This window comes from Tistlia consotensis USBA 355, assembly GCF_900177295.1.
Lineage (GTDB): Bacteria > Pseudomonadota > Alphaproteobacteria > Kiloniellales > DSM-21159 > Tistlia > Tistlia consotensis.
The window spans coordinates 1-12,113 of sequence record NZ_FWZX01000057.1 but is presented as its reverse complement, the minus strand read 5'-3'; the positions used below and the strand labels follow the sequence as shown (position 1 = coordinate 12,113).

Here is a 12,113-nt window from a genome sequence, read left to right as displayed (position 1 = left end):
GAAGAAGATCAGGGTCGACAACGCCGCGACCACCTCGGTCACGAACATCACCGGGTTGCGGTAGAGCGACCTTGGATCGAGCTTGCCGAGTGCGGTCCGGAAGGCCGGCCCGGTGACCCGCAGGTCGAAGAGCGAGATGTCAGGCTTCTTGCGCAAGGCTGCGATCCTCAGAAGGTCTGGCCGGCGAGCAGGGCGGCCTGCTCGGCGACGGGGCCGAGCGCGAGCGCCGGGAAGAAGGTCAGGCCGCCCAGGATCAGGATGGTCGCGACCAGCAGGCCGACGAACAGCGGCCCGTGGGTCGGGAAGGTGCCGGCCGAGGCCGGCACGGTCTTCTTGCCGGCCAGCGAGCCGGCGACGGCCAGCATCGGCACGATGAAGCCGTAGCGGCCGAGCAGCATGGCGATGCCCTGCAGGACGTTGTGGAATGGCACGTTCGCGTTGAAGCCGGCGAAGGCCGAGCCGTTGTTGCCGGTCGCCGAGGAGTAGGCGTAGAGGATCTCGGAGAGGCCGTGCGGCCCGTGGTTCAGGATCGAGCCGGCGCCGGCCGGCAGCACGGCGGCGAGCGCGCCGAAGACCAGCACGCCGAGCGGCATGACCAGGAAGGCCAGGATCGCCAGCGTGACCTCGCGCGCCTCGATCTTCTTGCCGAGGTATTCCGGCGTGCGCCCGACCATCAGCCCGGCCAGGAACACGGCGAGCAGCACGAAGGCGAGCATGCCGTAGAAGCCGGAACCGACGCCGCCGAACACGACCTCGCCGGTCTGGATCAGGAGCAGCGGCGCCAGCATGCCGAGCGGCGTGAAGCTGTCGTGCATGGCGTTGACCGAGCCGTTCGAGGCGGCCGTCGTCGCGGTCGCCCAGAGCGCCGAGTTGCCGACGCCGAAGCGGACCTCCTTGCCCTCCAGGTTGCCGGCCGCCTGGTCGATCGGCAGGTGGGCGAAGAGAGCGTTGCCCTGCAGCTCGGCGCCGTAGGTCAAGGCCAGCGCGGCGACGAACAGGATGGCCATGGCCGCGAAGATCGCGACGCCCTGGCGCATGTCCTTCACCATCCGCCCGAACATGAAGCAGAAGGCGGCGGGGATCAGCAGGATCGCCAGCATTTCCAGGAGGTTGCTGAGCGGCGTCGGATTCTCGTAGGGGACCGCCGAATTGGCGTTGAAGAAGCCGCCGCCGTTGGTGCCGAGCTGCTTGATCGCGATCTGCGAGGCCGCGGGGCCCTGGGCGATGAGTTGGTTGCCGCCTTCCAGGGTCGTCGCCTCGACGTAGTGCAGCAGGTTCTGCGGCACGCCCTGCCAGACCAGCAGCAGGGCGCCGACGATCGAGAGCGGCAGCAGCAGGTAGAGCACGCTGCGGGTGAGGTCGACCCAGAAGTTGCCGAGCCCACGGCTCTCGCGGGCGAAGAAGCCGCGGATCACCGCCGCACCGACCGCGATGCCGGTACCGGCCGAGAGGAAGTTCTGCACCGTCAGGCCGACCATCTGGCTGAAGTAGGACAGCGTCGTCTCGCCGCCGTAGGCCTGCCAGTTGGTGTTGGTGACGAAGCTGACCGCGGTGTTGAAGGCGAGGTCCGGTGACATCGGCGGCAGGCCCTGCGGGTTCCAGGGCAGCAGGTGCTGCAGCCGCAGGATCGCATAGAGGATCAGCCAGCCGGCCAGGTTGAAGGCGAGCACCGAGCGCGCATAGCGCGTCCAGTGCTGCCCCGGCCCGTCCGCCGCGACCCCGCAGGCGCGGTAGAGCGCGCGCTCCGCCGGCGCCAGCAGCGGCGTCAGCAGGACGCGCTCGCCGGAGAAGAGTCGCGCCATATAGAGGCCGAGCGGCCAGGCGAGCAGCGTCAGCAGCGCGCCGTAGAGCAGGAACTGGAGGATGTCGGAAGCCATCGGGCGCCTCAGAAGCGGTCGGGGCGGACCAGGGCGACGGCCAGGTAGCCGAGCAGCAGCAGCGCGACGGCGAGGCCGAGAACGAGATCCAAGGTCACGGCCGGCGCCTTCAGATCCGTTCGCTGGCGCGCACGCCGAGCACCGCCGCGGCGAAGAACCCGACCGCGAGGATGAGGTAGAGAAGGTCTGTCATCGATGCCGCTCCCGCGAGGTGACGACACCGAGATGCGCCTGGCCGGCGTTAAGGCGCCATGCGCATTCGCCGGGCATTGCATAAACGGGGCGTAAAGACGCTCCGGCCCCTCCCGAGGCCCCGCGATCGGTCGAGCAGCCGCCTCGGCAGGCCGTGGAACTAGCCCGCATTTCTCAAACTGGAAGGGGGCGTCATCGCGCCAGTCGGGCTCGATCCGCCAGGAGAAGCCCGAAGAGCGTAGCGGCGCTACGGTCGAGGGCTTCGACGCCGCGGGCGGGCCCGACTGGCGCGACCCGCAGGACGCCACTGGGGGCGCGCGTTATCGTCCGACAGGCTGCGTCGAGGCGCTTGCCCGATGCGCCGCATCGCGCTGCGCACCTCTCCTGGCCTGTCGGACGATAACGCACGTGACGACCCCTTCCAGTTTGAGAAATGCGGGCCAGGCCTTCGCCTCGAAGCCGACGCCGAGCCTCCCGGGGCGGCCCGCCGCGACCGCGGTCACGGCAGCATGGCGGGCATCATCCGGACGTAGAGGTCGAAGATGATCCAAAGGGTGCCGCCGACCATGATCAGCAGGATCAGGAGCGAGAAGAGGATCAGCTGCAGGTCCTCGCGCTTCTGGCGCGACAGGTCGATGTGCAGGAAGAAGCGGAAATGCACGACGATCTGGACCAGGGCGAGCAGCCCGATCGTCCAGAGCGTCGGCTGCCGCGGCAGGCCGCCCAGGGCGACCAGGGCGAAGGGCACGAGGGTCAGCAGCAGCGCGAGGCCCAGGCCCCAGACGCAGGCGCGCAGCTCCTGCACCCGCTCCCGGGCCGCCTCCGGGGTGAGTTCCTGGCGGCCGCCGCTCATGCCAGCCCCGCGAGATAGACGAAGGAGAAGATCCCGATCCAGATGAGGTCGAGGAAGTGCCAGAGGATGCCGAGCCGCAGCAGGCCGGTCTTGACCCTGGTGTCGAGGCCGAAGACCAGGCTCTGCACCGTCAGCACGACCAGCCAGAGGCTGGCCGCGGTGACGTGCAGCCCGTGCAGCGGGACCAGGGCGAAGAAGGCCGAGAGGTAGCCGCTGCGGCTCGGCGCCCCGCCCTTCGCGATCATCGCCAGGAAGTCGTGGACCTCGAAGCCGAGGAAGCCGGCCCCCAGGGCCAGGGTGAGGCCGAGCCAGAACAGCAGCCGGCCGCGGTCGCGCCGGTACTTGAGCGCCAGCGACGCCATGCCGAAGGTGAAGCTGCTGGCCAGCAGCAGCATCGTCTCGACGAAGGCGCTCCTCAGGTCGAAGAGGTCCCGGGGCCCCGGCCCGCCGGCCGTCGCGCCGAGCATCGTGGCGTAGGTCGCGAACAGCAGGCCGAAGACGATGAGGTCGCTCATCATGAAGACCCAGAAGCCGAAGACCAGCACCTCCGAGGCGTCGTCGGCTTCCTGGTGGGCGGCGCCGAGATTGAGGCCGGGATGTCTGCGCTGCAGGCTCATTCCGCGGCCTCCAGGGCGGCCGGCACGGCGCGGCCGCGGTTGCGGACGTCGCACTCCCCGGCGCGCGTGACGGCGGCGGTGCGCGAGACCTCGGCCAGCCAATGCCGGTGCGTCCGTCGGACCTCGCCGGCGGCGATGGTGCGGGTCGTCCGGCGCAGGAAGCTGCGCGCGATCAGGGCGCCGAGCGCGACGGCGAGCGCCGGCACGACGAGCCAGAAGAGATACCAGACGAGGCCGAAGCCGGCGGCGCCGCCGCAGAGGCAGAGCAGCGCGCCGAGGGCGCTGTTGGCCGGCATCTCGATGTCCTCGTAGGCCTCGGGCTCCTGATAGGCCGCGCCGGCCTCCTTGGCGGTCATGAAGGGGTCGCGGCTGCCGACCTCCGGCAGGACCGGGAAGTTGTACTCGGGCGGCGGCGCGGCCGTCGCCCACTCCAGGCTGCGCCCGTCCCAGGGATCGCCGACCGGCACGCGGTTCGCCTCGCGCGCGCCCACGCTGACCCGGAGCTGGACGACCAGGCTGAAGAGCGCGAAGAGGATCACCAGCCCGCCGAGCCCGGCCGCGATCGTCCAGGGCAGGTAGGCCGGCTGGAAGAAGGCGACCATGCGGCGTGGCATGCCGAGCAGCCCCAGGGCGTAGAGCGGGAAGAAGGCGAGCATGAAGCCGACGATCCAGGCGAGCGCCGAGATCCGCCCCCAGCGCTCGTCGAGCCGGAAGCCGAAGGCCTTGGGGAACCAGAAGCTGTAGCCGGCCAGCATGCCGAACAGCAGGCCGGGAACCAGCATGTTGTGGAAGTGGGCGACCAGGAACAGGGTGTTGTGGACCTGGAAGTCGATCGTCGGGTTGGCCAGCAGGATGCCGGACAGGCCGCCGACGACGAACAGCACGGTGAAGCCGAGCGCGTAGATCATCGGCGTCGTCAGCCGCACCCGGCCGCGGAACAGGGTCAGCAGCCAGTCGTAGACCTTGACCCCGGTCGGGATGCCGATGGTCATGGTCGCGATGCCGAACGCCGCGTTGATGTCGGCGTCCTGGCCCATGGTGAAGAAGTGGTGCAGCCAGACGGTGAAGGACAAGACCGCGATGACCATGGTCGCGGCGACCAGCGAGCTGTAGCCGTAGAGCCGCTTGCCGGAGAAGGTCGAGAAGACCTCGGAGAACACCCCGAAGGCGGGCAGGATCAGGATGTAGACCTCCGGGTGGCCGAACAGCCAGAACAGGTTGGCATAGTTCATCATGTCGCCGCCGAGCGTCGTCGTGAAGAAGTGGAAGCCGGCGTAGCGGTCGAGCGCCAGCAGCAGGGTCGCGACGGTCAGCGGCGGCATCGCGAAGATCATCAGGATCGAGGTGCAGAGCGCGGTCCAGCAGAACAGCGGCATGCGGAAGAGATGCATGCCGGGCGCGCGCTGCTTGTAGATCGTCACGGCGAAGTTGACGCCGGTCAGCGTCGAGCCGAGCGACGACAGCGTCACCGACCAGATCCAGTAGTCGGGGCCGACCCCGGGGCTGTAGGCGAGCTCGGTGAAGGGCGGATAGCCGCTCCAGCCGCCGGTCGAGAACCTGCCGACGACCAGCGAGACCATGACCAGGCCGGCGCCGGCGGCGGTCAGGCCGAGGCTGATCGAGTTCAGCACGGGGAAGGACACGTCGCGCGCGCCGATCTGCAGCGGCATGACGAAGTTGATCAGCCCGCTCAGGAAGGGCATCGCCACGAAGAAGATCATGATCGTGCCGTGGGTGCTGAACAGCTGGCCGAAATGCTCCGGCGACAGGAAGCCGCCGCCGAGCCCGAAGGCCTGCTGCGCGCGCATCAGCACCGCCTCGACGACGCCCCTGGCGAGCATCACGAAGGCCAGCACCACGTACATGATGCCGATCTTCTTGTGGTCGACGCTGGTCAGCCAGTCGGACCAGAGCGCCCGCCACCAGCCCTTGCGGGTGACCAGCACGACGACGGCGAGCGCGCCGAGCACGACGACCGACGCGGCGGCGGTCGCGATCGAGCCGTTGACGATCTCCGGCCGGGTCGGATGCTCGATCATGCTCCAGAACGGCAGGGCGTCGAGGCCGAGCCGGCCGAGCAGCGGGTCCCAGGTCGCGCCCCCGCTCATCGCGCCGCCTCCCGGGCGCCCCCGGCCGCCGGGACCGCGTGCGCCCGCTCGACGATCTGCTCGAACAGCCGCGGCGGCACCGCACGGAAGCCGACGACCGGCGCCCCCTCGCCCGCCAGGCCCAGCGCCCGCGCCAGGTCCCGGGCCGAGCCGCGCTCGGCGAGCGCCGCGGCCACCGCGGGGCCCAGCGCCGCGCCCTGCGCGCGCAGGCGCGCGACCCAGGCGGCGAAGTCGGCCGGCGGCAGCGCGCGGGCGACGAAGCGCTGCTCGTGGAAGCCCCTGCCGTTGTACTGGGTGTTCTCGCCGAGGAAGCGACCCGGCCGGTCGGCCGCGAGATGCAGCCGGGTCACCATGCCGTTCATGGCGTAGATCTGGCTGCCGAGCGCGGGCACGAAGAAGGACTGCATGACCGTCGCCGAGGTCAGCCGGAGCGCCAGCGGACGGTCGACCGGAAAGGCCAGCTCGCCGACGCTGGCGATGCCCTGGTCCGGATAGATGAACAGCCACTTCCAGTCGTAGCCGACGACCTGCACGCGCAGCGGCGGCTGCCCGGTCTCGACGGCCTTGTAGGGGTCGAGCGCATGGGTGCCGACCCAGAGCAGCCAGACCAGCGCCGCCACGACGGCGACCGGGATGCCCCAGATGGCGATCTCCAGGGACCAGGAGAAGTGCCATTTCGGCCGGTAGGCCGCCTTGCGGGCGCCATAGCGGTAGCGCCAGGCCAGGATCGGCGTCGCCAGGACGACCGGCAGCACGACGATCATCACCAGGCCGATCACCCAGTAGAAGTGGTCGCGCTGGGCCGCCGCCACGGGGCCCTGGGGATCGAGGAAGGACAGCGCCTCTCCAGCCCGGGCCGCTGGCGCGGCCAGCAGGACGACCGCCGAGGCAAGCGCCGCCCCGACGCGACGAAGCCGCCGCGCCGGCCTCATGCCGTCGCGCCGCCCGGCCGGGCAAGGGGCTCGCCGCCGGTCGCGCCGTCGCTCTGCGTCAGTCCGCCCATCTCCACTCCACTGCCGACTGCCCTCGCCGGTTCCCGCCACGCGGCTCCACCCGCCTGACTCCGGCCGCGCCGCACCGGCCGTGCGATACCGGGCCAACGCGCCCTCCGCGAAAACGTTCGCCCGGTGCGACAGGATGGGCCGGCGACGGCCGTCGGCAGCCGAGGTCGCCGCCGGCCTGCAGCGGCCTGAAGGGCGGGCCCGGCGATTGGCCGGCGGGCTGACGCCCGGGCGAGGGCTGGTGCGCGCAATCGACGATGGACGGAGCCAGGCCGGGCGGGTCTAATTTCACGCGCGGCAGCGGGGGCGGAGACCCCCGGCCCCGACAAGAATCACACGAGGGAGAGAAGCGGATGTTGGACACCTCACCGAGCGTTCGGGCGCAAGCCGTCCTGTCCTCGCTCGACGAAGCGCTCAGCGCGGGCGACGTCGAAGCGGCCACCGAGCTGTTCCAGGACGACTGCTACTGGCGCGACCTGGTCAGCTTCACCTGGAACATCCGGACCCTGGAGGGCAAGGACGCGATCCGCGACATGCTCGGCGCCCAGCTCGCCCGGGTGAAGCCATCGGACTGGCGCCTCGCCGACGGCGAGGAGGCCAGCGAGGACGGCGGCGTGATCACCGCCTGGCTGGCCTTCGACACCGAGGTCGCCCGCGGCTATGGCCTGATGCGCCTGAAGGACGGGCGGATCTGGACCCTGCTGACCTCGATGACCGAGCTCAAGGGCCACGAGGAGCCGCTCGGCTTCGACCGGCCGCTCGGCGCCAAGCACGGTCACGGCAAGCACCGCAAGACCTGGAAGGAGGAGCGCGACGAGGAGAGCCGCACCCTCGGCTACCAGACCCAGCCCTACGCCGTGATCGTCGGCGGCGGCCAGGGCGGCATCGCGCTCGGCGCACGGCTGCGCCAGCTCGGCGTGCCGACGATCATCGTCGAGAAGAACCCGCGGCCCGGCGACTCCTGGCGCAACCGCTACAAGTCGCTCTGCCTGCACGACCCGGTCTGGTACGACCACCTGCCCTACCTGCCGTTCCCGCCGAACTGGCCGGTGTTCTCGCCCAAGGACAAGATCGGCGACTGGCTGGAGATGTACACGCGGGTCATGGAGCTCGACTACTGGGGCTCGACCCTGGCGAAGTCGGCGACATACGACCCCGCGGCCGGCGAGTGGACCCTGGTCGTCGAGCGTGACGGCAAGGAGATCGTGCTGAAGCCGAAGCAGCTGGTGCTGGCCACCGGCATGTCCGGCAAGCCCAACCTGCCGACCTTCCCCGGCATGGAGAAGTTCCGCGGCGAGCAGCACCACTCCTCGAGGCATCCCGGGCCCGACGCCTGGCGCGGCAAGAAGGCCGTGGTGATCGGCTCGAACAACTCGGCCCACGACATCTGCGCCGCGCTCTGGGAGAACGACGCCGACGTCACCATGGTGCAGCGCTCGACGACCCACGTCGTGCGCTCGGAGACGCTGATGGACATCGGCCTCAGCGCGCTCTACTCGGAAGCCGCGGTGCAGGGCGGCATGACCACCAACAAGGCGGACATGATCTTCGCCTCGATCCCCTACCGGATCATGCACGAGTTCCAGATCCCGCTGTACGAGCAGATGCGCGAGCGCGACGCCGCCTTCTACGCGGGCCTGGAGAAGGCCGGCTTCCGGCTCGACTGGGGTGCCGACGGCTCGGGCCTGTTCATGAAGTACCTGCGCCGCGGCTCCGGCTACTACATCGACGTCGGCGCCAGCCAGCTGGTCATCGACGGCGAGATCAAGCTGAAGGCCGGCCAGGTCAGCGAGATCACCGAGACCGGCGTCAGGCTCGAGGACGGCACGGAGCTGCCGGCCGACCTGATCGTCTACGCCACCGGCTACGGCTCGATGAACGGCTGGGCCGCCGACCTGATCAGCCAGGAGGTCGCCGACAGGGTCGGCAAGTGCTGGGGCCTCGGCTCGGACACGCCGAAGGACCCGGGCCCCTGGGAGGGCGAGCAGCGCAACATGTGGAAGCCGACGCAGCAGCAGGCGCTGTGGTTCCACGGCGGCAACCTGCACCAGTCGCGCCACTACTCGCTCTATCTCGCCCTGCAGCTCAAGGCCCGGCAGGTCGGCATCCCGACCCCGGTCTACGGACTGCAGCAGGTCTACCACAAGAGCTGAACGCTCCGGCGGGCGCGCCCCGGGCCCGCCCGCCGGCCTGTTCTAGCCGGCTTCCGCCGCTTCGCGCGGTGCCGGACGGGCGGCCCGCTGCGCCAGCACGATCGCGACGCCGCCCAGGGTCGCGGCGGAGGCCAGCAGCAGGCGCCCCGTCACCGCCTCGGACAGCAGGGCGACGCCGCCGAAGGCCGCGATCACCGGAACCGACAGCTGGACGACGGCGGCCCGGCCCGCCGTCAGGCGCGGCAGCGCGGCATACCAGACGACGTAGCCGCAGCCGGAGGTGACCGCTCCGGACAGCGCGGCCAGGGCCAGCCCGGCCGGCGACAGCTCGAGCTCGCGCCAGTGCAGCAGGCTCACGGCGAGCACGAGCGGAAGCGCGTAGAGGAAGTTCCTGGCCGTCGCCGCCAGCGGGTCTTCCGCCGCCTTGCCGAGCAGGGAATAGACGCCCCAGGCGACGCCGGCGACGGCCATCAGGGCGGCGCCGAGCGGGTCCGGCGCGCTGACGCCCGGCAGGACGAGATAGACCAGCCCGAGTGCCGCAAGCGCGAGCCCCGCCCAGGACAGGGCGGCGAAGCGCTCGCCGGCGCGCAGCGCGAAGACGAACATGGTCAGCTGGACGGCGCCGAACAGGATCAGCGCGCCCGTTCCCGCCGCCAGCGACAGGTAGGCGAAGGAGAAGCAGGCCATGTAGGTGAACAGCATGGCCGCCGCCCGCCAGCCGGCGCCGCGGTGCCTTCGCGGCTGTCCCCGCAGCTGCACGATCAGGCCCAGCGCGACGACGCCCGCGGCGACGCGCACCGTCGCGAAGCTGGCCGGATCGGTCAGGCCCCGGCCGAGGGCGAGCCGGCAGAGCAGCGAATTGGCCGCGAAGGCCAGCATCGCGACGCTCGTGAACGACACGGCGCGCAGGTCGACGCTTTCGCTGCCTCCAGCCATGCTCCCGATCCCTCCGACAGTCGACCAGGCCCAGGGGACCCGGGGCCGGCTTCACCTAGCCGGACCGGCCCCGGGAGAGGAATCACAAGGCGGTGACTCGCGGAGCCTGCTCAGTCGACGATGAACACCGTGGCGCCGGCCTCGCTGCGCACGCGGTGCGCCGGGGTCGCGCCGTCGGGCGCCGCCCAGCTCATGCCGGCCTCCAGCTCGTGCGCCGCCGCACTCTGCTCATGCTCGATCACCAGCGACCCGGCGACGACGTAGATCAGGTGCCCCTTCGCGCACCAGTGGTCGGCGCAGTAGCCGGGACCGTAGTCGACCAGCCGCAGCTGGGCCGCGCCGAGCTGCCGCGCCCTGACCCGCGCCGCGCCGCTCTCGCCCGGCACCTCCGTGGCCGGCGTCGCCGCCCAGTCGATCGCCGCTTCCGCAAAGCCGTCCAGCGTCATGACCGCCCCTCCCGACCTGCCCCCGCCGCGACACGGCGGGAAGCGCATCATACGACGAAGGCAGTCTCGTCGTGCCCCTGCTCCAGCAGCCGCGCGACGCGCTCCAGGCCCGCCGCCACGCGCTCGCGGCCGACCTCGTGGCTGAGGCAGAGGCGCACGGCCGCCGGCCGGGCCCGCGGGTCGACCGCGAAGGCGCTGCCGCTGCGCAGCGCCACGCCGTCCCGCCGCGCCGCGGCCTCGAAGGCATCGGCGCGCCAGCCCTCGGGCAGCGACAGCCAGAGATGGAAGCCGGAGGGATCGGCCCGCAGGGGCCAGCCGGCCAGGATCGTCCGGGCCAGGCGCTGCCGCTGCTCCGCCTCGGCCCGCTGCTCCTCGTTGAGGCGGGCCGCCGTGCCGTCCTCGATCCATCGTGCGGCGATCTCGGCCATCAGCGGCGGCGGCAGCCAGGACGACAGGGCGACGGCGGCGCGCAGCGGTCCCTCCAGCCCGGCCGGCGCGGAGAGGTAGCCGACCCGCAGGCCGGGCGCGAGGCTCTTGGAAACGCCGGTCACGAAGACGGTGCGGTCCGGGGCGTGGGCCGCCAGGGGCGCCGGGCGGTCACGCGGCAGGAAGCCGAAGACGTCGTCCTCGACGATCTGCAGGCCGTGCGTCTCGGCCAGGGCGGCGATGTCCCGGCGCCGCGCCGAGCCCATGGTCGCGGCGGTCGGCGTCTGCAGGGTCGGCATGCAGCAGAGCAGCCGCGCGGCGGTCGTGCGGCAGAGCGCCTCCAGGGCGTCCGGGCGGATCCCCTCCTCGTCCAGGGCCACCGGAAAGACCGTCAGCCCGAGGTGCCGGGCGATCGACAGCAGCGGCGCGTAGGTCAGGGCCTCGGCCAGGATCGCGTCGCCCGGGCGGGTCAGGGCCAGCAACGCGACGAGCAGCCCCTGCTGCGCCCCGTTGGTCGCGACCAGGCAGCGTCCGGCGCGCTCCAGGCCCAGCGTCCCGATCCAGGCCGCGGCCGTCCCGGCCTGGCGGTCCAGGGCGGCCTCCGGCCGGTGATCCAGGAAGGCGCCCAGATCCGGCGCACGGGACAGCGCGCCCAGCGTCCGCGCCAGCTCGGCCTCGGCGGTCCCCCGGAACGGCAGGTTCCGTGCGAAGTCGACCGGGCCGTCGAGCGGGCGCGCCAGGCTCGCCGCGGTGAGGCCGCCCGTCCCGCCCCCGGGCGCCGGATGGGCCTCGCGGACATAGGTGCCGCGCCCGACCGCCCCTTCCAGGAAACCGCGCCGGACGGCCTCCGCGTAGCCACGGGTCACGGTGTTGAGCGAGAGCCCGAGCCGCCAAGCCAGCACGCGCTGCGGCGGCAGGCGCTCGCCCACAGCCAGCCGGCCGGACGCCACGTCGGCGGCGATCGCCTCGGCGATGGCGAGATAGGCCGGGCCGGCGCGCGCCGCGAGGTCGGGGCACCAGATTGTCATGAAGGCAATGCTTTCATTGACAGGCCGCCGTCGTCAATACATCGATGCAATATTGCATCGATCTTCTCCCGGAAACGACGAGGAACCCGGTGGTCAGGTCCCCCCGCAGCGGCATCTCGCTCGCCTTCCTCTGCCTCGGGCTCCTGGGCGCGATGCCGATCCTCTCGAACGCCCGCCCAGCCGGCTCCGACGGCCTGAGCTTCGCGATCTGGCTGACCTTCTGGCAGCTGCTCGCCGCCCTGCCCCTGTTCCTGGCGGAGCGCGGCCGCGTCGCGCTGCCCCTGCGCAGGGCCTGGAACGGCAGAACCGGTTTCGTCGCCGTGGCGACCGGCGCGATGTTCGGGCTCTCGACCTACCTCTACGTCGTCACCGCCGAGCGGGTGTGGGGAGGTGATCGCTTTGAGACCTGGCCCGAGCGGCCTTGAGGCGGGCGAGCGCGGCGGAGGCCAAGGCATACTGCGGGTTTGAGGGCGGTT

The 12,113-nt window shown here is 71.6% G+C and carries 11 protein-coding genes; 2 read left to right on the top strand and 9 right to left on the bottom strand.

Features of this window, described 5'->3' with window-relative positions:
* Window positions 1–167: 167 nt before the first annotated feature.
* The 6 genes from kdpA to B9O00_RS31700 all read right to left on the bottom strand — a co-directional run bounded on the left by kdpA (window position 168) and on the right by B9O00_RS31700 (window position 6,579).
* Window positions 168–1,877 carry a potassium-transporting ATPase subunit KdpA gene (kdpA, locus tag B9O00_RS31725; RefSeq protein WP_085127420.1) on the bottom strand — a complete coding sequence of 570 codons (1,710 nt, stop codon included), beginning with the start codon at window positions 1,875–1,877 and terminating at the stop codon, window positions 168–170.
* 8 nt (window positions 1,878–1,885) lie between these two features.
* A complete protein-coding gene (gene kdpF / locus B9O00_RS32895; protein WP_143596440.1) occupies window positions 1,886–1,975 on the bottom strand; it encodes a K(+)-transporting ATPase subunit F in 90 nt (29 codons plus the stop codon).
* Between the two features lie 593 nt (window positions 1,976–2,568).
* Window positions 2,569–2,922: a cytochrome o ubiquinol oxidase subunit IV gene (gene cyoD / locus B9O00_RS31715; protein ID WP_085127416.1), complete on the bottom strand. Its 354-nt coding sequence runs from the start codon at window positions 2,920–2,922 to the stop codon at window positions 2,569–2,571.
* Window positions 2,919–3,539: a cytochrome c oxidase subunit 3 gene (locus tag B9O00_RS31710; protein ID WP_085127414.1), complete on the bottom strand. Its 621-nt coding sequence runs from the start codon at window positions 3,537–3,539 to the stop codon at window positions 2,919–2,921. The genes cyoD and B9O00_RS31710 overlap by 4 nt, the downstream gene beginning before the upstream one ends.
* Window positions 3,536–5,647 (bottom strand): cbb3-type cytochrome c oxidase subunit I, encoded by a 2,112-nt coding sequence (locus B9O00_RS31705; RefSeq protein ID WP_085127412.1) that lies wholly within the window; start codon window positions 5,645–5,647, stop codon window positions 3,536–3,538. The genes B9O00_RS31710 and B9O00_RS31705 overlap by 4 nt, the downstream gene beginning before the upstream one ends.
* Window positions 5,644–6,579 (bottom strand): cytochrome ubiquinol oxidase subunit II family protein, encoded by a 936-nt coding sequence (locus tag B9O00_RS31700; protein ID WP_143596439.1) that lies wholly within the window; start codon window positions 6,577–6,579, stop codon window positions 5,644–5,646. Before B9O00_RS31700 ends, B9O00_RS31705 begins: the two co-directional genes overlap by 4 nt.
* Window positions 6,580–7,001: 422 nt before the next feature.
* Here B9O00_RS31700 and B9O00_RS31695 point away from each other — a divergent pair, with 422 nt between their 5' ends.
* Window positions 7,002–8,801 (top strand): NAD(P)/FAD-dependent oxidoreductase, encoded by a 1,800-nt coding sequence (locus B9O00_RS31695; RefSeq protein WP_085127408.1) that lies wholly within the window; start codon window positions 7,002–7,004, stop codon window positions 8,799–8,801.
* Between the two features lie 42 nt (window positions 8,802–8,843).
* On the opposite strand, the gene B9O00_RS31690 is transcribed toward B9O00_RS31695, so the two are convergent.
* The 3 genes from B9O00_RS31690 to B9O00_RS31680 form a co-directional block, all read right to left on the bottom strand.
* On the bottom strand, window positions 8,844–9,737 hold the full coding sequence (locus B9O00_RS31690) for a DMT family transporter (RefSeq protein ID WP_085127406.1): 894 nt from the start codon (window positions 9,735–9,737) through the stop codon (window positions 8,844–8,846).
* 110 nt (window positions 9,738–9,847) lie between these two features.
* The gene (locus B9O00_RS31685) at window positions 9,848–10,183 is read right to left on the bottom strand and encodes a DHCW motif cupin fold protein (RefSeq protein ID WP_085127404.1); all 336 of its coding nucleotides are present in this window, start codon (window positions 10,181–10,183) and stop codon (window positions 9,848–9,850) included.
* A 47-nt stretch (window positions 10,184–10,230) separates the two neighbouring features.
* Entirely contained in the window at window positions 10,231–11,637 is a 1,407-nt protein-coding gene (locus tag B9O00_RS31680) for an aminotransferase-like domain-containing protein (RefSeq protein ID WP_085127402.1), read from the bottom strand.
* Between the two features lie 89 nt (window positions 11,638–11,726).
* Between B9O00_RS31680 and B9O00_RS31675 the strand changes: the two genes are divergently transcribed.
* Window positions 11,727–12,062 carry a hypothetical protein gene (locus B9O00_RS31675; RefSeq protein WP_085127400.1) on the top strand — a complete coding sequence of 112 codons (336 nt, stop codon included), beginning with the start codon at window positions 11,727–11,729 and terminating at the stop codon, window positions 12,060–12,062.
* Window positions 12,063–12,113: the final 51 nt, after the last annotated feature.